Source organism: Rhodanobacter sp. MP1X3 (genome assembly GCF_014207165.1).
Classification (GTDB): Bacteria; Pseudomonadota; Gammaproteobacteria; order Xanthomonadales; family Rhodanobacteraceae; genus Rhodanobacter.
In genome coordinates, this window is sequence record NZ_JACHCO010000002.1 from 143,737 (window position 1) to 165,884 (window position 22,148).

The window sequence follows — 22,148 nt, forward strand, 5'->3', positions numbered from 1 at the left end:
TGGTGCCGGCTTGCCTGGCTGGCAAGCCAAGCCGCGCGCTGCCGCCTGGCGGCCGCTCGGTGACAACCCTCCGGGCCGGGGCTGTTTGCCCCCATCCCTGCGTCATCACTCAGTCGTGGACCGACGTCCACTCCTTCGTTCTTCCTTGGTCTGCGCGCAAACAGCTCCCGGCGCGAGGCACGGGGAGATCTTGAACAGGCTCTAACCATGAGTGAAACCCCCACTGCCTCGCCCCGACTGCTGGTTGAAGAACGCCGCCGCCTGATCGTCGAACTGGTGGAACAACAGGGACGGGCCACAGTGGATGAATTGGCGACCCGCTTCGGCACCTCGGCCGTCACTATCCGCACCGACCTCGACACGCTGGCGCGCAGTTCGGCAATCGCCCGTTCGCATGGCGGTGCGCTGCCGGTCTCGGCGGCGACGAATGACACGCCGCTCAACATCAAGGAAACCCGCTGGCACGCGCAGAAGCTGCGCATCGGTCAGGCCGCGGCAGGAATGATCCAGGACGGCGAAACGATCATCCTCGATTCCGGCTCCACCACGGTGGAGATTGCACGGCAGATCCGTCAGATGAAGTTCGAGTCGCTGACCGTGATCACCAATGCACTGAATATCGCGATGGAGCTGTCCGGGCTGCCGCAGATCCGCGTGATGATGCTGGGCGGCCTGCTGCGGCAGACCTCGTATTCGCTGGTCGGTCCGGATGCCGAGCAGGCATTGGCGAAACTTTCCGCCGACCGTTTGTTTCTCGGCGTCGACGGACTCGACCCCGAAGTAGGCGTGACCACACCGGACCCGCTTGAAGCCGCATTGAATGCACTGATGATCCGCGTCTCGCGCCAGACCATCGCCGTGCTCGATGCCAGCAAGCTCGGCCAGCGCAGCCTGTCGGTGATCACCCCGGTGCGGAACCTGCACGTGGTGATCACCGACAACAGCGCCGCTGCCGAAACCGTCGAGACATTGCGTGCTGCCGATGTGCAGGTTGTGCTGGTGTGACACTCGCGCAGCTGACTGCCGACCGCGCATCCCCGGCGCAGCGTCGACAGCCCCCGATCAGAACGCCAGTTTGTAACTGACCATGGCCATATTTCCGTCCTGGTACTGGTCGTAGTCCTTTTCGAGATCCAGCTGCAGGCTGGATTTCTGCGAAAAGCTCCAGTTGAGCGAAGTGGCAGCTACGCCACCGTAGCGTGACAGACCAATACCCCCCACCGGCGCCCATTGCGTCAGCCCGGTGAAGCTGGCATCCGGTATCTCGCCATGCATGGCGAGGGCACTCTGCCACAGCAGCCGGGTCTGCAAGGTCAACGCGGTGCCGTCATCCAGCAACCAGCGATGCATGGCACGCATACCCACGCCGGCCTGCCAACGTTCGATGTTCTGCGCATCGGACATCAGGCCGAAACCATCCGCACCGCCCTCGTTGAAGCCGTCACTCTGGATCTGTGCATATTGCAGGTTCACATAGGGGGTCAGCTGCATGCCGCCGAGCGTGAAACGGTAACCACTCTCGCCATAGGCCAGACCGTAGCGGCCATTGCTCAGGCTGGACACTCTGGAAAATTCATCGCCGAGCTCGAGTTCGCGCTGCATGTTCTCGCGATAAGTGCCGATGCCGAAACGCCCCATCGTGTACCAGTTTCCGTTGACCACGCCACCATAGAGCATGCCTTCCAACGCGTGACTGTTGCCCTGGTCGCCACTTTCGACGAGCCGGCCCAACCCCTGGCTCTGACTCACGGCATAACCCAGCACACCATTCAGGCCGAAGCGAATGTCCTCGCCGACCATGATGCCGCTCAGGTCATAACCGACATCGCTGTAACCGCTACGCGACATGCTGCCCTGGGAGCCGAGGTTCTGCGTCCAGCCGCCACCCAGCCTGGGTGCGTCGAGCAACTGATCGAAGCGACTGGACAAGGCCTCGGTGCCGGCGTCGATCGCCTGGAACGTCATCGCCGCACTGGCCGCATGCAACTGGCCGGATAGAGTGCTGAGCGAATTCTGCGCGGTAGCCAGCGTGGCCGATTGCTGCAGGCTCGCAGCACCAGCGAAAAAACCGCTGGCGACTGCCGTGGAAGTCGGCGTCAGCGTGCCCTGCGTGATCTGGCTGTTGAGTTGACCGAACGCGCTCTGCACGCGCTGCGCAGCGGCGTACGAGGCCGCCGTGTAACTCGCGCCTTGTATCGCCGTGACATTTACCTGCTGCACATTGAGCCACGCATCGTTGGCGTCGTAATTGAGCGTGGCGGTCAGCATCACATTGGATGCCGTGTTCAGTGCCGAGAACGTACCGGTGAGACCGCCAGCCGCGGTCAGCACATCGGTATGCGAGTTGACGACATAGCCGGCATTCGTGCCGGCCACGAACAGATCGCCACCGCTCAGGCTGGCTGTGCCGGTGACATTCAGCGCCGAGCCCAGCGACACCGCCAGCCGACCAGCACCCTGCTGGATATAGTTGCCGCCCACGGTGACGTTGCTGCCGCTGACGCCCAACACACCGGCATTGGTCACGCTGCCACCGATGGTCTGGGTGCCGCTCACCGTGGCGCCGGCGCTGATGCTTACGCTGGATGCCAGCGACTGGGCGGTGAGTGTGCCGCCCTGCACCTGGGTCATGCCGGTATAGCTCGATGGTTGGGTCAGATTCAGCGTGCCACTGCCCTGCTTGATCAGGCCGCCAGCACCGGAAATCGGGTTGTTCCAGCTGGAACTGCCGCTGAAGCTGACCGTGACATCACCCCAGTTGAATTGCTCGGGACCATTCACCGCTTTGCCGACATCCAGCTCGCCATAACCGAAGGTCGTATTCGGCTGCGAGCCGCCGAGCGGATCAGCCGTGCCAAGCAGGGTCTGGCGCACCAGATCATTGGTGAAGTACGGATAGGCCTGCCACACCAGTGCCGCCGCACCGGACACCTGCGGAGCAGCCAGTGACGTGCCCTCCACGATGTAATAGCTCGGGTTGGTGGTACTGGCGGTGGTGTCCTTGTCCAGAACGATCACATCGCCCGGCGCTGCCAGGCAGTAGTCCATCGCGATGCCGCACTTGTTTGAGTAGCCTTCCAGCTGGGTCGGGTTATTGCTGTTGACGGCGACGACGGTCAGCCAGCCCTTCGCCAGATCAGGCGCAAGACTGGGCAGTGCAGCGATCGTGCTGGGGTTGGCTTCCGAATCATTGCCTGCGGCGAACACCACCAGGCCGCCCCAGGAATTGACGTATGTGCTGTAGGCCGCGTCGAAAAGCTGCGTGGTGGCCGTATCGGTGGCACTCCACGTTATGCCACCCCACGAATTGTTCATGATCTTGGCACCGCCCGCGATCAGGTCCGCACTGACCTGCGGTAGCGGATCAGCCGAGGTGACCGCTGTTGGCGGGGTGGAACCGTTGTCGTCACTCGAGGTGTCATCGATGATGCGCGCCGAGATCAGATCAGCACCCGGCGCAATACCGCCGGGGAATTGTCCGAACGGGGCACCCGCCGCGATCTCCGACACCCAGGTACCGTGACCCACGACATCATCGATGCTGAGGTTGTTGGTGGTCGGGTCGACATAGGTCAATTCCTCCAGCACCCGTCCAGACACCGCCGGATTGGTGGCCATGATGCCGGTATCGACCACGCCAATGGTCACGCCGGCGCCGGTATAGCCCTGATTGTGCGCCGCGTAGGTATTGGTGATCGATAGCTGGGCATCGATCGGTGGCTGCGGCAACGTCGATGACGATGATGATGACGATGGTGGCGTAGTCGGTGCGGTCGACGTGGACTTGACGTTGCTGCCACCTCCGCCGCCGCAGGCGTTCAGGCCAAGCGCGATGGCCACCAGCAACGCCAGTTCACGACGCCGCAACCCGGAATCGAACGTTTTCATGATGTACCCCGTCACCGCACCCCAATCCTGGTATCGCGTGCGCGCCGGGCACACCGCGATGCCTCCCTGCGCGCATCTTGACACAACGAAAATCCAATGAAACACCGCGCAAGTCACATCCTGCGCCGAATCACCACCGTTTGCCGTGGTTTACGGCGGACTGCGATAATCCTGGGGCTATATGTCAGGCGTTCGCGCCCCTACTGTCTTCAAGTGGAGTTACCCATGTCGGATGTCAGCGTCGTCATCGTCGGTGCCAAGCGCACGGCCATCGGCTCCTTCCTCGGCCAGTTCACCGGTGTGCCCACGCCGAAGCTCGGCGCCACGGCCATCCGTGCTGCGCTGGAACAATCCGGTGTCGCGCCTGCCGATGTCAGCGAAGTGATCATGGGCTGCGTGCTGCCAGCCAATCTCGGCCAGGCACCCGCGCGTCAGGCCTCACTGGAAGCCGGCCTGCCCTTTGGCACCGGCGCCACCACGATCAACAAAGTGTGCGGTTCGGGCATGAAGGCGATCATGCTGGGTAATGACCTGATCAAGGCCGGCTCGGCCAGCATCGTGGTAGCCGGCGGCATGGAGTCGATGACCAACGCCCCGCACATGGTCAACGCGCGCACCGGCATTCGCTACGGCGACGGCCAGCTAGTCGATCACATGGCGTGGGATGGCCTGACCAATCCCTACGACGGCAAGGCGATGGGCGTGTTCGGCGAACTGTGCGCCGACAAGTATCACTTTACCCGCGAGGAGCAGGACGCCTACGCGATCGAATCGGTGAAGCGCGCGCAGGCTGCGCAGCAGAGCGGCGCGTTTGCCGACGAAATCGTGCCGGTCACGGTGGCTGGCCGCAAGGGCGACGTCGTGGTGGATACCGACGAGCAGCCCGGCCGCTCGGATATCGCCAAGATCCCGACCCTGCGCCCGGCCTTCCGCAAGGAAAACGGCACCATCACCGCGGCCAGCTCGTCGAGCATTTCCGACGGCGCTGCCGCCGTGGTGCTGCTGTCGGGCGACGAGGCAAAAACGCGTGGACTGAAGCCGCTGGCGCGCATCGTGGCGCATGCCACGCACTCGCAGACGCCGGAGTGGTTCACCACAGCGCCAGTCGGCGCCATCCAGAAAGTGCTGGAGAAAGCCGGCTGGAACGTGGGCGATGTCGACCTGTTCGAAATCAACGAAGCGTTTGCCGTGGTCGCGATGACACCGATGCGCGAACTGGGTATTTCGCACGACAAGATCAACGTCAACGGCGGTGCCTGTGCGCTCGGTCATCCGATCGGTGCCAGCGGTGCACGTCTGGTCGTGACCCTGCTGCACGCGTTGAAGAGCCGTGGCCTGAAACGCGGCATCGCTACATTGTGTATCGGTGGTGGTGAAGCGACAGCTCTCGCTGTGGAACGCATCGACTGAACTAACCTGGCTATCTGAAAAGCGCTGAGCATCTACACAGCTATCAAATAAACAGACTTTCAATGTGCACCCCGGCTTCACCATAAAAAAGTGGCATCGTCACGGCTTACCGGCTAAAACTACGCGCGCCCTACCAAAGGCCTTCCATTGCAATCAGGAGATTCACCCATGAAATTGACGCGCCCCCTTCTCGCCGCTGCGCTCGTTGCGTTGATGGCAGCATGCAGCAACAGCGCGCAGGATTCCGCTCAAGAAGCGCAGAAGTCAGCCGACGCTGCCCAACAGGCTTCGGATCAGGCACAGCAGGCTGCCGCCTCGGCACCGACCCCGACGACCCAGCAGGCTGCCGACCAGGCCAAGACCTCGGCTGACGCCGCCGGTCAGGCCGCCGACCAGGCTCAACAGGCCGCTGCTGCGGCTTCGTCAAATACACCAGCCAACAGCAACTCAGCGATGTCGATGTCCATGTCGAAGGATGCCGCTTCCAACGCCGCCTCGCAGGCTGACAAGGCTGCACAAGCTGCCAAGGACGCCGCGAGCAATGCGAAAGACGCCGCAAAGGACGCTTCCAAAGGCAATTGATTCTCGCCATTGATCCTTACAGTAGTGATAAAAAACGGCCGTGTAGTGCGGCCGTTTTTTATGCGCGATCCGCCGAACGATCAAGACAATTCCGATCCATGGCCGGCGCCGGTTATCATCGGCGACTGATCAGTGATGGCACTGAATGATGAGCCTGTTTCTATGACCATGATCGTTTCGCAGATCGATCCACGCTCGGCCGAGTTCCAGGCCAGCGCTTCGCAGTTGCGCGCCGTGACCGACGATCTGCACCGCGAACTGTCGCGCAGCGCCGAAGGTGGTGGTACGAAAGCCCGTGAGAAACACGAAGCACGCGGCAAGCTGCTGCCGCGCGAACGCATCCGCGCCCTGCTCGATCCCGGCTCGCCGTTCCTCGAACTCTCGGCGCTGGCCGCGCATGGCATGTATGACGATGCCGCGCCCGCTGCGGGCGTTATCACTGGCATCGGTCGGGTCAACGGCATCGAAGTCGTGGTGGTCGCCAACGATGCCACCGTCAAGGGCGGCACCTACTTTCCCATGACGGTGAAAAAGCATCTGCGCGCACAGGAAGTGGCTCTGGAAAATCATCTGCCGTGCGTCTATCTGGTCGATTCCGGTGGCGCGTTCCTGCCACTGCAGGACGAGGTATTTCCGGACCGCGAGCACTTCGGCCGCATCTTCTACAACCAGGCGCGCATGTCAGCGCTGAACATTCCGCAGATCGCCGTGGTGATGGGCTCATGCACCGCCGGCGGTGCCTACGTGCCCGCGATGAGCGACGAAACCATCATCGTGCGCGAGCAGGGCACGATTTTCCTCGGCGGACCGCCGCTGGTGAAAGCCGCCACGGGTGAAGTCGTCGATGCGGAAGCGCTGGGCGGTGCGGACGTCCATACGTCCATCTCCGGTGTCGCCGATCATTACGCCGAGAATGATGCGCATGCGCTGTCGATCGCACGTGACATCGTCGCCAGTCTCAACCGGAAAAAGACCATTCCGCTCGCGCTGCGCGCGCCAAGCGAACCGAAGTACGCTGCCGACGAACTCTATGGCGTGATTCCACAGGACACGCGCAAACCATTCGACATCCGCGAAGTGATCGCGCGCATCGTCGATGGCTCCGAGCTGCACGAGTTCAAGGCGCGCTATGGCAAGACCCTGGTCTGCGGCTTTGCGCATATCCATGGTTACCCGGTCGGCATCATTGCCAACAACGGCATCCTGTTTGCCGAGTCTGCGCTCAAGGGCGCGCACTTCATCGAACTATGCAATCAGCGCAATGTGCCGCTGGTGTTTCTGCAGAACATCACCGGCTTCATGGTCGGCAAGAAATACGAGCAGGCCGGTATCGCCAAGGACGGCGCGAAAATGGTCACCGCCGTGGCCTGCTCGCATGTGCCGAAATTCACCGTGGTGATCGGCGGCAGCTTCGGCGCCGGCAACTACGCAATGTGCGGCCGTGCTTACGGCGCGCGCTTCCTGTGGATGTGGCCGAACGCACGTATCTCGGTGATGGGCGGCGAACAGGCGTCAAGCGTGCTGGCCACCGTCAAGCGTGACGGCATCGAAGCCGCCGGCAAGACCTGGACGGCCGAGGAGGAAGAAGCCTTCAAAGCGCCGATCCGCGAGCAGTACGAGCGACAGGGTCACCCTTATTACGCCAGTGCGCGGCTGTGGGACGACGGCATCATCGACCCCGCCGACACCCGCCGCATACTCGGCCTGGCGATCTCCGCCTCGCTCAACGCGCCGATCGAGCCGCAGCGTTTCGGCGTGTTTCGCATGTAAGGAAGCAAGCAGGCCCGCCTGCGAATCAGCCTTTCGGCTCTTCGCCACGCAAGCGCACGTCATTTGGCAGCATGTCGACGCGTTCGATACTCGCATCACGCTGGGATTCGAAGAAGCGCTGCACGTGCTGGCAAACGTTCATCGTATTTTCGCGGGCGATGGCCGAGACTAGGAACCACGGCTCGGTCCAGCCTAGTTCGGCGATGATCTGTTCGGCGACTTCCTTGCGCTCGTCCTCGTCCAGCATGTCGGCCTTGTTCAACACCAGCCAGCGCGGACGCTCCAGCAGTTCGGGGTTGAACTTGGCCAGTTCCTGCTCGATCGCCCGGACTTGCCCGGCCACGTCGATGCCGTCGACCGGTGCGATGTCGACCAGATGCAGCAACAGGCTGGTACGCGCCACGTGGCGCAGAAACTGGATACCCAGGCCGGCGCCATCGGCAGCACCTTCGATCAGGCCGGGGATGTCGGCGATCACGAAGCTCTGATCGACGCCGAGGCTGACCACGCCAAGATTCGGCACCAGCGTGGTGAACGGATAATCCGCTACCCGCGGCGTCGCCGCGGATACGGCGCGAATGAAGGTGGACTTGCCGGCATTCGGAAAGCCGAGCAGGCCAACGTCGGCCAGCAGACGTAGCTCAAGCTTCAACTCGCGTGCTTCGCCCGGCGTGCCCGGCGTGGACTTGCGCGGCGCCCGATTCACCGAGGTCTTGAAATGGATATTGCCCAGGCCGCCCTTGCCGCCCTGCGCGACCAGCATGCGCTGGCCGTGGTTGGTGAGATCGCCGATCACCTCGTCGGTGTCGACGTTGGTGATCATGGTGCCGACTGGCACGCGGATCGTCGTGTCATCGCCACCTTTGCCGTACATCTGGCTGCCCATGCCGTTCTCGCCGCGCTTGGCCTTGAAGCTGCGCTGATGGCGGAAGTCGACCAGCGTGTTCAGACCCTCGTCGGCCACCAGCCAGACGGAGCCGCCGAAGCCGCCATCGCCGCCATCCGGACCGCCGAACGGGATGAATTTTTCGCGGCGAAAGCTGATGCAGCCATTGCCACCGTCACCGGCAAGAACTTTGATATTGGCTTCGTCGACAAATTTCATGGGTTTTGCTCGGGAGACGGGGGAACGGAAAAATCATAGGGCAAACCGGGCGGCGACCTTTACCGCTCCCTGTCGTCCATTTTCAACTGCAGCAACAAAAAACCCCGCCGAAGCGGGGCCTTCGTTGCCGCGTCGTTGAGGTTTAAGCCTGAACGACGTCGACGAAGCGGCGATTCTTGTTGCCGCGAACCTTGAACTGCACTGTGCCATCAACCAGCGCGAACAGCGTGTGGTCGCGACCGAGGCCAACGCCGGTACCCGGATGGAACTGGGTGCCACGCTGACGGATGATGATATTGCCTGCTTCGATAGCCTGGCCGCCGTAAATCTTCACGCCCAGGTATTTCGGGTTCGAATCGCGACCGTTGCGGCTGGAACCTACGCCTTTTTTATGTGCCATGACTTAGTTGCTCCAGATGCTCAGGCGTTGATGCCCGTGATTTCGATTTCGGTGAAATGCTGGCGATGTCCCTGCTGACGCTTGTAATGCTTGCGTCGGCGAAACTTGATGATGCGAATCTTGTCGGCCCGGCCATGCTTGCGAATGGTGGCGCTGACGGTGACTCCATCAACCAGCGGTGCGCCCACAACAACCGACTCACCGATGCCATGCATCAGCACCTGGTCGAAGTTGAAGGTCGCGCCTTCTTCGGCGTTCAGCAACTCCACGCGCAGGACATCGCCCTGCTGTACGCGGTACTGCTTGCCACCGGTCTTGATGACTGCGTAACTCATCGTATTGCCCTTCTTTAGTTATTCTCTTGGGTACCGCCATAGCCTAATTGCGGCTTGGCGAACCGCGGATTATAACGACCTGAGCGCGCGCTGGTCAAATACTGACCACCACCCCGCATGGACCGCCCTACGCCGCGCTCAGGTGCCCTGGCTGGCTGGCGCCGTTTTCTGGCTGTCGGATGCAGGTTTTTGCGTTGTGGCGTGGGGTTTGGTCGCGGTCTTGGTGGGCATCGTGGCCTTGGCAGGCACGCCTTTCTTGGCCGGAACGGTCTTTTTGGCAGGCACAGCCTTCTTTTTCGTGGTGGTGTGCTTTTTGACCGGCACGTGCCCGTGCCGCCTGGAGGACGCGGCATGCTCCGGAACAGCCACGGCAGTCTCTGCCACCGGCCCGGCCTCATCGCTTGAACTTGCATCGGCCGAGGCTGCGGAGGCGCTGGACGCCGGGTTTCCCACGAAGGCAGTCGCCGGGCAACGGCCATCGGTACCCAGCGTGCCGGCCTGCACCAGCTTGGAGATCATTTGCTGGGTGTGCTCATGACCCCACTGTTGGCCGGCCTGATTCGCCTCGGCCAACGCCAGCGGCATTTCGGTGAGCACTTTTTGACCTAAGGGGGAGCTGTAGAACTTCACCATGCCATCCACCTCGTCTGCGGTGAAGTGCTTTTGATAGACCGGGACAAGACGACCGATAAAGTCCTTGCTGCTGTTCTCGTCGATATAGCTCTGCCAGTAGTTGGATGACACGCAGGGCAACGCCTGCTGCATGCTGGTGGCAACCTGCGCATTCATCTGACTCAGCGACTTGCCCAGTCCGATCACGTCCATCAGCTGGCGGACCTGCTGTTCGGTGGGTTGCGCAGCAAATGCCGGCGCGATGGTCGCTGCCAGCAAAATGCCGACGATCAAGCCGAGCCGCTTGCGCATTGCCATCTATCTACCTTCCGTTCGAAGCAACTGACTGAAATTAGCTTCACATAGTAACCAGATACACCGGCCGGGCCACAAACCGCAGCTGACTGGCGGACATCAGGCCCGATTGACGGGCGTCCGCACGACGCTGCCGGACGCATCCGGCAAGCTGTCCCGAGCCGGCGACAACAAGTGCTGTACATGGCATACACGGAAGCCATCACACAGGTTGTTATAGTTCCTGTTCACCCCAAAATCCGAGCGTCATGGACACCATCAAAATCCGCGGCGCACGCACGCACAATCTCAAGAACATCGACATCGATCTGCCGCGCGACAAGTTGATCGTGATCACCGGGTTATCCGGCTCCGGTAAATCCTCGCTGGCATTCGACACCATCTACGCTGAAGGCCAGCGGCGCTATGTCGAGTCACTATCAGCCTATGCACGGCAGTTTCTGTCGATCATGGAGAAGCCCGACGTCGACCATATCGAGGGCCTGTCGCCGGCGATCTCGATCGAACAGAAATCCACCTCGCACAACCCTCGCTCCACCGTCGGCACGATCACCGAGGTGTACGACTACCTACGCCTGCTTTTTGCTCGCGTGGGCACGCCGCGCTGCCCCGACCACGGCATTCCACTGGAGGCCCAGACGGTGAGCCAGATGGTCGATGCGACGCTGGCAATGGATGGCGAGAAGCGATACATGCTGCTGGCGCCGGTGATCCGCGAGCGCAAGGGCGAGCATGTGCAGGTGTTCGACCAACTGCGCGCGCAGGGGTTCGTGCGCGCCCGCGTCGACGGCGTGGTCTACGACCTCGACGCCGTGCCGCCGCTGACGCTGCGCCAGAAGCACACCATCGAAGCGGTGATCGACCGCTTCCGCCCGCGCGACGACATCAAGCAGCGGCTGGCCGAGTCGTTCGAGACGGCGCTGCGGCTGGGCGATGGGCTGGTGATCGTCGTGGATATGGATGCTGCACAGGGAAGTGCGAATGCCGCGGGCGCAGGAAGCGCAGGAGCGGCAGATCAGAAGGCCAAGGAACAAATGCTCTCCTCGCGTTACTCCTGCCCGGTCTGCGATTACTCGCTGCCGGAGCTGGAGCCGCGACTGTTTTCCTTCAACTCACCGGTCGGCGCCTGCCCGGATTGCGATGGTCTGGGCGTGACCCAGGTGTTCGATCCCGCGCGCGTGGTCGGGCATCCCGAGCTGAGTCTGGCCGGCGGCGCGGTGCGCGGCTGGGATCGGCGCAATGCCCATTACTTCCAGCTGATTCTGTCGCTGGCAGCACACTATAAATTCGATGTCGACGCGCCGTGGAAGTTGCTGTCGGCAGACGTGCAGAAGGCCATTCTGTTCGGTAGCGACAAGGAAAAAATCGCGTTCCGTTACATCACCGAGCGCGGCGGCAAGGTCACCCGCGAACATGCCTTCGAGGGCATCCTGCCGAACCTCGATCGACGCTACAAGGAAACCGAATCATCTGCGGTGCGCGAGGAACTGGCCAAGTACATCAGCGATCAGCCCTGCCCTACTTGCGAAGGACAGCGCCTGAATCGCTCGGCACGCAATGTATTCGTCGCCGACCACGCGTTGCCGTCGCTGACCCATCGCTCGATCGACGACACACTGACTTTTTTCGAGACGCTGACGCTGGCCGGCTGGCGCGGTGAGATTGCCGCGAAGATCGTCAAGGAAATCCGCGAGCGGCTGACCTTTCTCAACGATGTCGGCCTCAACTACCTCACCCTCGATCGCCAGGCCGATACGCTGTCCGGCGGCGAGGCACAACGGATCCGGCTAGCGTCGCAGATTGGCGCCGGCCTGGTCGGTGTGATGTACGTACTCGACGAGCCATCGATCGGCCTGCACCAGCGCGACAACGAGCGCTTGCTCGGCACGCTGACGCGACTGCGCGACCTGGGCAATACGGTGATCGTGGTCGAGCATGACGAAGACGCCATCCGCATGGCCGACCACGTACTCGATATCGGACCGGGTGCGGGCGTGCACGGCGGCGAAGTGGTCGCACAGGGCACCATGAAAGACCTGCTCGCGTCGCCTCGCTCGGTCACCGGCCAGTTCCTGTCCGGCAAGCGCGCGATCGAAGTGCCGAAGGAACGCCGCCAGCCGATCGACAAGGACTCCTGGCTGCATCTGAAAGGTGCCAGTGGCAACAATCTGAGGAACGTCGACCTGGCGATTCCGGCCGGGCTATTCACCTGCGTCACGGGCGTATCGGGCTCGGGCAAGTCGACCCTGATCAACGACACTCTGTTTTCGCTGGCCGCCGCCGAACTCAACGGCGCCGGCACACAGGCCGCACCATACAAATCGATCGAAGGCATGGACCTGTTCGACAAAGTGGTCGATATCGACCAGTCGCCGATCGGGCGCACGCCGCGCTCAAACCCAGCCACCTACACCGGCCTGTTCACGCCGTTGCGCGAGATGTTTGCACAGGTACCGGAAGCGCGTTCGCGCGGTTACACCGCGGGCCGCTTCAGCTTCAACGTGCGCGGCGGCCGCTGCGAGGCCTGCGAAGGCGACGGCATGATCAAGGTGGAGATGCACTTCCTGCCCGATGTCTACGTGCCGTGCGACGTCTGCGCCGGCAAACGCTACAACCGCGAGACGCTGGCGATTCTGTACAAGGGCCACACCATTGCCGACGTGCTGAACATGACGGTGGAGGATGCGCTGAAGCTGTTCGAGAACGTGCCGACCATCGCGCGCAAGCTCGATACGCTGCGTGCCGTCGGCCTCGATTACATCAAGCTCGGTCAAAGCGCGACCACGCTATCCGGCGGCGAAGCGCAGCGCGTCAAGTTGTCGAAGGAACTATCCAAGCGCGACACTGGCCGCACGCTCTACATCCTCGATGAACCGACCACCGGCCTGCACTTCCACGATATCGAGCAACTACTCGACGTGCTGCACCAGCTGGTCGACCAGGGCAACACCGTGGTGGTGATCGAGCACAACCTCGACGTGATCAAGACGGCCGACTGGATCGTCGATCTCGGCCCCGAGGGAGGCGCAGGAGGTGGTCAGATCCTCGTTGCCGGCACGCCGGAAACTGTCGCCGCGACCACCAGTTCGCACACCGGGCATTTCCTCGCGCCGCATCTTAAATCGCACAAGGCCAACAAAGCAGCGCGGGCACCGGGAGCCGAGAAGCGGGTCAAGGCGGCGACCAAGCACATTGCGTCCGCCGACAAGCATCATCCGCTACCGCGAAAGAAGCGCTCGTGAGTACATCGACGGAAGGATCGGGCGCGCCGCTTGCCGGCAGGTAACTGCGGGGGCAAGCACGCCTGCCTCAGATCCTCTTGCGTCTGCGTTTGACCACTGGCGCAGCATGCGCATGCTGACGATGTGACTCACAGCCTTGTCGGATCGATCACGACATGGCGAATGCGCTGACGCTTCCAGGTGTAAAGGATATGCACCAGGCCATCGCGCGTCTGGATCACCGCCGGATAGGAGAACTCCGCGCCCGGCTCGTTCTCCAGAGTAAGCGCGCGGGTCCAGTGCTCACCGTCGCGCGACAGGGCCAGCGCCAGCTGACCGCGACCATCCCACCAGTCCTCGCCGTGCTCCGTGGGGTTGTAGACAAGCAGGGCGCGGCCGTCCGCCAGCGACACCACGTCGATACCCGAATTCGGATTGGCCAGCTCCAGCAGATGCAACGCTGACCAGTGCCTGCCGCCATCGCTGGACCGGGTGCTGAACACACGGTTCTGACGTGTGCGACCAATCGCCTGCAGCCGCTCGCCAGGCCAGCGCAGCAGGCTGGGCTGGATCGCCTCGATATGTTCCGGATTCGGCACCGCGCTGGCCAGCGTCCAGTGCTCGCCGCCGTCGGTGGAGCGCTCGAACTGGATGCGCCAAGACCCGTCTTCGTGACTGGACGGACTGACGATACTGCCATCGGCGAGCTGCACCGGCTTGTTCTTGATCGGCCCCAGCACGCCATCGGGAAGCCGGCGCGCATCGCTCCAGTGGACGCCCTGATCGGCCGAGGTTTTCAGCATGCCCCACCAGTGCTGCGGATCGGGGCCGACCTTGTAGAACAGCATCAGCGGCCCGTGCCTCGGCAGAAACAGTACCGGATTCCAGCATGGCAGGCGCTCGCCGCTGGCCTGTACACCATTGGCCACCTCGACCGGCGGCGTCCATTGCCCCGCCAGCTTGCGCGACAGCCAGATACCCACGCCCGGGTCGCGCTCGTGCCTGCCGCCGAACCATGCGGCGGCCAGCGCGTTCGGTGTCTGCACGATGGTCGCCGCATGACTCTGCGGCGTGGCCGGCGAAACAGCGATGAACTCGCGCAGTTGCACCGCATTTGAGGCGGCATGCAACCGGAAAACCGAAAAAACGAGCAGCAAGAATCCCCACCGGACCACTCTGCGATCCGGTCGATAAAAGTCGGACTTTTTCATTGACATGGTCGCTATATGGAACCTCTAATGGATGGCATCGAATAGACGTTTTTACGTCCAAATATAAAAACCACCAAGAGCACCGCATGAAAACTGCCAGCGATCGAACCCATCGCCACCGCCGCTTGCGCCACCGCCTTCTGACGAGCGCACTCGCCTGCGCTTTCGCCTGGACCGGCGCCGCGACGGCGGAGAACTTCACCGACATCACGCCATCGCCGCAGCAAACGCATTGGCAAGACCTCGAATTCGGCGTGATCGTGCACTTCGGCACCAACACCTTTCTCGACCGCGAGTGGGGGGACGGCAGCGCCAGTCCGAGCGTGTTCAATCCCGACCACGTCGATCCCGACCAGTGGGCGAAGGCAGCCAAAGCGGCGGGTGCGCGTTATCTGGTGCTGGTGGCCAAGCACCACGATGGATTCGCGCTGTGGCCAACCGGCAAGAGCGACTACTCGGTGAAGAACAGCCCGTGGATGCACGGCAAGGGCGACCTGGTGCGCATGACCGAAGAAGCAGTGCGCCGACAGGGCATGGAATTCGGCATCTATCTCTCGCCGTGGGACCGGCACGAGCCAAGCTACAAGAACTCTGGCGCCTACGACGCCTACTATGCCGGACAGGTGGAAGAGCTGGTGCAGCCCTACGGCCCCCTGGTCGAATGGTGGCTGGACGGCGCCGGCAGTGCAGGACACATCTACGACTTCAAGAAGTACATCGAAACGTTGCGCACCTACCAACCCAACGCCATGGTGTTTGCCGACGTAGGCCTGTTCGCTTACGGCGACATCCGCTGGGTGGGCCAGGAAGACGGCCGCATCCACGGAGAGAACTGGAACGTGATCGACCGCCATGGCGAACTGCGCTGGCGCCCGGTGGAGGTGGATACCCCGCTGCACAAGCTGCAATGGTTCTGGCATCCGGACAGCGACCAGACACTCAAGAGCGTCGCCGAACTGATGGACATCTGGGAGAACAGCGTTGGCCTGGGCGGCCAGCTGATGCTGGGCCTCGCGCCCAACCGGCACGGCCTGCTGCCCGAGGCGGACGTGACCCGGCTGAAAGCGTTCGGCGAGGCGCTGCGGGCACGCTACGGCAACGACAGGGATCTGGCCCGCCAGCACCTGCCCACCGATGCCAACACCGCCGCCGCCCTGGACGACGATGGCGACACGTTCTGGTCGGCACCGGAAGGTTCGCATCACGCCCTGTTGGAGGTGGACTTTGCCCAGCCGGTGACCTTCAACCACAGCATGACCACGGAGTGGCTCAATGCCGGTCAGCAGGTGCAGAAGTACGCCGTGCAGGCGTGGGTCGACGGCGCCTGGAAAACCGTGGCACAGGCCGAGGCGATCGGCCACATGAAGATCGATCGCTTCGCGCCGGTGACCACGAGCAAGGTGCGCCTGAACATTCTTTCCAGCACCGGCACCGCGCATATCCGCGACTTCAAGCTGTTCGACGTGACCGACCCGGCCACGCCCTGAGCGAGGGAGTCCGGAAAACATAGGACGCATGCCGCGTCGCCGGGGGCTGGCGCGGCATGACGGTATCCAATGACAGCGGGCAGGCATCACGCGTCAGTGCGCCGGCGATGACCACACCGGCTGCACCGAACCACTTACCCGCGCGTCGTGTCGGGTCTGCAGATCGAAGATCACCAGGGTGTTGTCGCCGCGCTCGAGCCACGGCGCCGGCAAATACAGCGAACGCTGCGGGCCGATATCCCAGATCCGACCGAGGTTGCGGCCATCGACCCAGGCCGCGCCCTTGCCGAACACGCTGACGTCGAGATACGTGTCGGCCGGCTGCTCGACGCGGAAGTGCGCTCGATGGAAGGCAGGCCCTTCGACCGGGGCGGTGGTCCAGCCGCGCAGCGTATCGGGCGAACGCATCGGCAGCGGATAGACCTGCCAGCCGTTCAGCCGTTTGCCGTCGAGCCAGACCGGATCGACCAGCCCGGCGCGGCCGTCGGCCAGATGCGGACCGTAATTGATGCGCCCGGTATTCTCGACCAGGATATCCAGCGTATGCGTGCCGTCGCCAACTGTAATCGGCAGCGTCTCCTGCTTTAGACGGCGATCGACCGTGCCCACAGGCTGGCGATCCAGATACACCGCCGCGTAATCACGCACCTCGCCCAGATACAGCAGACCCCTGGCCGGCCCGCTCAGCTGGGTGCGGTAGAGGATGTAACCGTAGTCCTGGCCGAACTGTTCCATCGGTGCTGGCTGGTCGACACGGATCGGCGCAGGCAGGTTGTCCCACAGCGAGGCCGACTCGCCCAGCGTAATCGCCGGCAACGTCATGAACGGCGTAGGCGCGGGCAGTGGTGGCGAAGTGCGGCCGGTTGCCTTGGCGATCACGTCGCGGAACAGGTTGAACTTGGGCGTGGGCCGGCCAGCCTCATCCAGCACGGCGTCGTAGTCGTAGCTGGTGATCTGGGCCGCGTAGTGGTCGGCGGGGCTGCCCTGATAGTTGGCGCCATTCATGAAGCCGAAGCTGGTGCCACCCTCGAACATATACAGGCTTACCGAGTAACCCTGCGCCAGCATCCAGGCCAGCTCGCCGGCCTGTTGGGCGGCATCGGTATGCGCATGTTCGCCGCTCCAGCCATCGAACCAGCCGGCCCAGTATTCGCCGGCCATGCGCGGCTGACCGGGGCGAAAGGCGGCGAGTTTGGCGAACGCGCTCTTGGCCTCGCCAGGTGCGAAATTGATCACCGCCAGCATGCCCGGCAGCGCGTCGTTGGCAAGCATGTCGGCGCCGTCGGAGGTGAACATCAGGTCCTGGCCCAGGCCGGCGCGAATCAGCGTGCGGTGGATATCCTCCATGTAGTCGCGGTCGTTGCCGTAGGAGCCGTATTCATTCTCCACCTGCACCGCGATGATCGGCCCGCCACGCGCCGCCATCAACGGTGCCAGTTGCTGTCCCAGGCGCTGCAAATAGGCGTCGGCTGCAGCGAGGTAAGCCGGGTCCTGCGTACGCACACGCAAGTGCGGATCGGCAAACAGCCACGCGGGGAAACCGCCCGCCTCCCACTCGGCGCAGACATAGGGGCCCGGCCGCAGGATCACATTCAGGCCCTCGGCCTGCGCCATCCGGACAAAGGCCGCCACATCGTTGGGTCCGCTGAAATCGAAGTGGCCGCGCTGCGGTTCCACCGCGTTCCAGAACACGTAAGTTTCGATGGTGTTCAAACCCATCGCACGCGCCTTGCGCAGGCGGTCGCGCCAGTACTGCGGTGGAACGCGCTGGAAGTGGATCGCGCCGGAAATGATCTGATAGGGCTTGCCCGCGCGAACGAAGTGATCGCCCTGGATGGTGATTGGCCCTGCGCTGGGCACCGCCGTTGCTGCGCAAACGCTGCCGGCTATCGCCAGCATCAGCGCGCAGATCGTCAGGCGGCGCAACAACGCGCTGATGTGTGCTCCCATCATGCGAACTCTCCAAACGATGGCGGCGCGTCGGCCTCGGCCGCGCCGTAAGTCTTGTTGGGCTCGGCGCCCATCTCGAACTCCAGATGCCCGCCAGCAGCCAGGTCGGCGTGCCGCAGCCAGGTCTTGCGGTACGGCTTCCCGTTCCATCGCACGGACTGGATATAGGGCCGGTCAGGACCGTTGTTGTGCGCCTCGATTACCAGACGACTACCCTCGCCCACGGCGATCTCGGCCCGATCGAACAACGGGCTGCCGATGACGTAGTTGGTGCTGACCGGATCGACCGCATAAAGACCCAGTGCGCTGAGCACGTACCAGGCACTCATCTGGCCGCAGTCCTCGTTGCCGGCAAGGCCGTCCGGCTGATCGCTGTACATGGTATCGAGCAGCATGCGCACGCGCGCCTGGGTCTTGTAGTGTTGCCCCGCGTAAGCGTAGAGATAGGCCACGTGATGGCTGGGCTCGTTGCCATGCGCGTACTGTCCAACCATTCCGGCGATGTCCGGCGGCGCATCCGGCGGCAATGCCGAGCTCATGTTGAACAGATGGTCGAGCTTTTTTGCAAACGCCTCGCGTCCGCCGAACATCTGCATGTAGTGATGCACGTCGTGCTGGTTGAGAAAGGTGGCCTGCCAGGCGTTGGATTCGGTGAAATCGTGCCACTGCGTGGAGTGCCCCATACCGCGCGGATCGAATGGCGTAGCCCACGTGCCGTCGGCCAGGCGCGGCTGCATGAAGTGGTTCTTCGGGTTGAACACATTCCCGTAATTGCGCGACTGCTTGAGCAGCGCGCGGTAGTCGGCCTCGGCACCGGCAGCCTTGGCCAGATGCGCCACGGCCCAGTCGTCGTAGGCGTATTCGAGCGTCTTGCTGATCGCTTCGTCGACTTTGTCGCTGGGGATATAGCCGAGCCTGCGATACTCACCGAGGCCACGGTAATCATCTTGCATGGCACGCTTGCGGTAGATCGGCCACGCCGCAGCATAGTCGATCCCGCTGAAGCCTTTGGCCTGCGCCTCGGCCAGCACCACCGCCGAGTGGTAGCCGATCATGCAACCGGTTTCCACGCCTTGAAGCGGCCATACCGCCGGCCCCGTCGGGCTTTCCTCGGCCATGCGCACCAGACCGTTGACCAGATCCGGCACGCGGTCGGGGGCAATCAGAGTGAGCATCGGATACACGGCGCGGTAGGTGTCCCACAGCGAGTAGCTGCTGTAATTGCACGTGCCTTCGGGCAGTTGATGGATCTTGAGATCCATGCCGCGGTAGCGGCCGTCGACGTCGCTGAACAGCGAGGACGACAGCAGACTGTGATACATCGCCGTGTAGAAGATCCGCCGATCCCGCGGCGACGAAGTATCGATGCGCACACGCCCCAGCTCGCGCTCCCATGCAGCCAGCGCCGACGCGCGCACGCCGGCGAAATCCCAGCCGGGGATGTCGGCGTCGAGATTGTGCAGCGCATTTTCGGCGCTGACCGCGGAGATGCCTACCTTGACCAGCAGCGGCGCGTCGTGCGCGTCGGGATAGTGCAGCACCGTCTTGAGCCTGGTGCCGCTGGCGCTGTGCGCCGATGCCGCCAGCGCAACGTCGTCCGAGTAAAGCTGAGCCCCGGCAAACGGCCGCGACAGCTTCATCGCGAAGTAGATGTATCGGCCATCGGCCCACTGGTGCACGCGGCGGCCACCAGTGAGGGTGTGGTCGTCAACCACCGTCAGTTCGGCATCGGTGACCCGCGTCGGCGTTTGCGGGTTGTCCTGCATGCCGTGGAACAGGTCGAGCACCAGATGGCCGCTGCTACCTGCCGGGAAGGTGTAACGGTGCAGGCCCGCGCGCAGCGTCGCGGTCAGTTCGGCGCGAATGCCGTAATCCTTGAGCAGCACGCTGTAGTAGCCCGGGCTGGCGACTTCGTCGGCATGGTCGTAGCGCGAGCGATAGCCGGCGCCGGAATCATCCAGGCCGCCGGGCACGATTTTCACCTCGCCGGTGGCCGGCATGACCAGAAAGTCCAGCATGTCGCCGATACCGGTGCCGGACAGATGCGTATGCGAGAAGCCCATGATCGAACCGTTCGACTGGTGATAGCCCGAGCAGGCATCCCACACCGCGTTGTAGGTATCCGGGCTCAGCTGCACCATGCCGAATGGAAGGCTGGCACCGGGAAACGTATGCCCATGCCCGCCGGTGCCGATGAACACATCGACGTGGCGCGTCAGATCGGCAGCGACGCTATCGGAGCGGTCACCGTCGGCGGGACCGACACCCGTCCCGGCGGGCGGCAGTGGCAGCGCCGACGCGAAGCCATCGCTGGCGGCAAACAGCGCGAAAGCGATGGCACTTTGCAGAAAACCCCGACGCGTAACCATGGGTAAACCTCGTAGGCGCCTGCCGCGACGCGTTTCAGCGGCGCAGCAGCGCGGGATGGCGTTGATGAAGATCGACGATGAACTCGCCGAACAAGGTGTTGGCCCAGGCGAACCATGCTCGCGTGAAATGCGCCGGATCGTCCTGGTCGAAGGCCTCGTGCATGAAGCCGGTGCCGGCATCGGTGTCACGCAGCCAGGCCAGGCACTGGGTGATCTCGGCAGGTTCATCGCTGGTCAGCGCGCGCAGCATGATCGACATTGGCCAGATCATCCGCAGTCCCTCGTGCGGACCACCGATACCCTCGGCGGCCTGGCCCCGGAAAAAATACGGATTACGCGTGCTCCACACCGCCGCGCGCGTGCGCTGGTACAGCGGATCGCCACGCTCGCAGCAGCCCAGGTAAGGCAGGCTTAACAGGCTGGGCACATTGGCGTCATCCATGAACAGCTGGTTGCCGTAGCCGTCTATCTCGTAGGCCCAATGAGTGTCGCCGTTCGCGTCGCGCATCTGCCCGTCGCGCTGCGTCGCCTGCTCCACTTCCGCCGCGAGCGCCTCGCACTGCGCGGCAAAATCGGCGTCGTGATGGATCGCGCGACTCATCCGTGCCAGCTGGCGCAGCGACACCACCGCGAACAGATTGGACGGCACCAGCAGCGGATACAGGCAGGCATCGTCCGACGGCCGGAACATCGAGTGGATCATGCCGTTGGGTCGGGTCGGGTTGCCGTAGCCACCGAGGAACTGCGTCTCGGTCGGCACTTCGGATACGCGCTGGAAGCGATACGGACCATGGTCGTGCTTGCGCTGTTGCTCGACAAAGGTGGCCAGTACCCGCTGCATGGCCTGGCGCCAGTCGTCGTCGAACGGTGAGGTGTCGCCGCTGGCCTGCCAGTAGCCGTGCGCCAGCCTGATCGGATAGCACAGCGAGTCGACCTCCCACTTGCGCTCGCCCACACCGGGCTTCATGTCGGTCAGATCATGCACCGACCAGCTCAGCGGGGAATCATGCGGATGCGGCATGAAGGCGTTGGCGTACGGATCGATCCGGATGCAGCGCGCCTGTCGTGCGATCAGCCCGCGGAACAGGCGGCGCAGCGACGCGTCGCCGCGCGCCAGCGGCAGGTAGGGATGCACCTGGGCGGAGGAATCGCGCAGCCACATCGCGTCGATATCGCCGGTGATGACAAAGGTATCCGGCTTGCCGTCGAGCGTGCCCACCTCGACCGTTGTGTCGAGCGTATTTGGATAACAGTTCTCGAACATCCGTGCGAGCTTGGGGTCGTCAATGCCGGCCTGCACCGCGGCGAGCTGGCGCTCCACCGCCGCACTGATGAACTTGCGCTGGTGCGGCGGTGGACGCTTGCCAGCGAACAACGCAGGCGTGCCCATCGGGGCTTTGCCGGTCACCGCCTGCGCGACGCCGAGCGCACCCAGCGCCGAGGACGCACCGGCCAGACTCATCCATTTGAGCATATCGCGACGTGTCAGCATC

15 protein-coding genes are annotated in these 22,148 nt (G+C 63.3%); 6 read left to right on the plus strand and 9 right to left on the minus strand.

Translation table 11 applies throughout. The annotated features are described in order from the left end of the window. Positions 1-207 precede the first annotated feature (207 nt). A complete protein-coding gene (gene agaR, locus HDE79_RS07135; RefSeq protein WP_184601263.1) occupies positions 208-1,005 on the plus strand; it encodes a transcriptional repressor AgaR in 798 nt (265 codons plus the stop codon). Positions 1,006-1,062: 57 nt separating this feature from the next. On the opposite strand, the gene HDE79_RS07140 is transcribed toward agaR, so the two are convergent. Then, a complete protein-coding gene (locus tag HDE79_RS07140) occupies positions 1,063-3,888 on the minus strand; it encodes a S8 family serine peptidase (RefSeq protein ID WP_184601264.1) in 2,826 nt (941 codons plus the stop codon). Between the two features lie 225 nt (positions 3,889-4,113). Here HDE79_RS07140 and HDE79_RS07145 point away from each other — a divergent pair, with 225 nt between their 5' ends. The 3 genes from HDE79_RS07145 to HDE79_RS07155 all read left to right on the plus strand — a co-directional run bounded on the left by HDE79_RS07145 (position 4,114) and on the right by HDE79_RS07155 (position 7,650). Continuing rightward, positions 4,114-5,298 carry an acetyl-CoA C-acyltransferase gene (locus HDE79_RS07145; protein ID WP_184601265.1) on the plus strand — a complete coding sequence of 395 codons (1,185 nt, stop codon included), beginning with the start codon at positions 4,114-4,116 and terminating at the stop codon, positions 5,296-5,298. A gap of 168 nt (positions 5,299-5,466) precedes the next feature. Next, complete coding sequence (locus HDE79_RS07150; RefSeq protein ID WP_184601266.1) at positions 5,467-5,880, plus strand: hypothetical protein; 414 nt, start codon at positions 5,467-5,469, stop codon at positions 5,878-5,880. A 162-nt stretch (positions 5,881-6,042) separates the two neighbouring features. Continuing rightward, positions 6,043-7,650: a carboxyl transferase domain-containing protein gene (locus tag HDE79_RS07155; protein ID WP_184601267.1), complete on the plus strand. Its 1,608-nt coding sequence runs from the start codon at positions 6,043-6,045 to the stop codon at positions 7,648-7,650. Between the two features lie 25 nt (positions 7,651-7,675). Here the strand turns inward: HDE79_RS07155 and cgtA are convergent, their stop codons facing one another. The 4 genes from cgtA to HDE79_RS07175 form a co-directional block, all read right to left on the minus strand. Then, positions 7,676-8,755, minus strand: coding sequence for an Obg family GTPase CgtA (gene cgtA / locus HDE79_RS07160; RefSeq protein WP_184601268.1), 1,080 nt, complete (start codon positions 8,753-8,755; stop codon positions 7,676-7,678). A 142-nt stretch (positions 8,756-8,897) separates the two neighbouring features. Beyond that, positions 8,898-9,155 (minus strand): 50S ribosomal protein L27, encoded by a 258-nt coding sequence (rpmA, locus tag HDE79_RS07165; RefSeq protein WP_184601269.1) that lies wholly within the window; start codon positions 9,153-9,155, stop codon positions 8,898-8,900. Positions 9,156-9,175: 20 nt separating this feature from the next. After that, on the minus strand, positions 9,176-9,490 hold the full coding sequence (rplU, locus tag HDE79_RS07170; protein WP_179477175.1) for a 50S ribosomal protein L21: 315 nt from the start codon (positions 9,488-9,490) through the stop codon (positions 9,176-9,178). 138 nt (positions 9,491-9,628) lie between these two features. After that, on the minus strand, positions 9,629-10,420 hold the full coding sequence (locus tag HDE79_RS07175; RefSeq protein WP_184601270.1) for a DUF2059 domain-containing protein: 792 nt from the start codon (positions 10,418-10,420) through the stop codon (positions 9,629-9,631). Between the two features lie 245 nt (positions 10,421-10,665). Between HDE79_RS07175 and uvrA the strand changes: the two genes are divergently transcribed. Then, positions 10,666-13,659 carry an excinuclease ABC subunit UvrA gene (uvrA, locus tag HDE79_RS07180; protein ID WP_184601271.1) on the plus strand — a complete coding sequence of 998 codons (2,994 nt, stop codon included), beginning with the start codon at positions 10,666-10,668 and terminating at the stop codon, positions 13,657-13,659. Positions 13,660-13,787: 128 nt separating this feature from the next. On the opposite strand, the gene HDE79_RS07185 is transcribed toward uvrA, so the two are convergent. Then, a complete protein-coding gene (locus HDE79_RS07185) occupies positions 13,788-14,795 on the minus strand; it encodes a sialidase family protein (RefSeq protein ID WP_255488320.1) in 1,008 nt (335 codons plus the stop codon). Between the two features lie 140 nt (positions 14,796-14,935). Between HDE79_RS07185 and HDE79_RS07190 the strand changes: the two genes are divergently transcribed. Next, a complete protein-coding gene (locus HDE79_RS07190) occupies positions 14,936-16,336 on the plus strand; it encodes an alpha-L-fucosidase (RefSeq protein WP_184601273.1) in 1,401 nt (466 codons plus the stop codon). Between the two features lie 93 nt (positions 16,337-16,429). Here HDE79_RS07190 and HDE79_RS07195 read toward each other — a convergent pair whose 3' ends face one another. From HDE79_RS07195 to HDE79_RS07205, 3 genes are read right to left on the minus strand one after another with little or no spacing between them, the layout of a single operon-like run. Next, a complete protein-coding gene (locus HDE79_RS07195) occupies positions 16,430-18,262 on the minus strand; it encodes a beta-galactosidase family protein (RefSeq protein ID WP_184601617.1) in 1,833 nt (610 codons plus the stop codon). A 23-nt stretch (positions 18,263-18,285) separates the two neighbouring features. Further along, the gene (locus HDE79_RS07200; RefSeq protein ID WP_184601274.1) at positions 18,286-20,655 is read right to left on the minus strand and encodes a GH92 family glycosyl hydrolase; all 2,370 of its coding nucleotides are present in this window, start codon (positions 20,653-20,655) and stop codon (positions 18,286-18,288) included. A 34-nt stretch (positions 20,656-20,689) separates the two neighbouring features. Further along, positions 20,690-22,147 (minus strand): glycoside hydrolase family 125 protein, encoded by a 1,458-nt coding sequence (locus HDE79_RS07205; protein ID WP_184601275.1) that lies wholly within the window; start codon positions 22,145-22,147, stop codon positions 20,690-20,692. Position 22,148 lies beyond the last annotated feature (1 nt).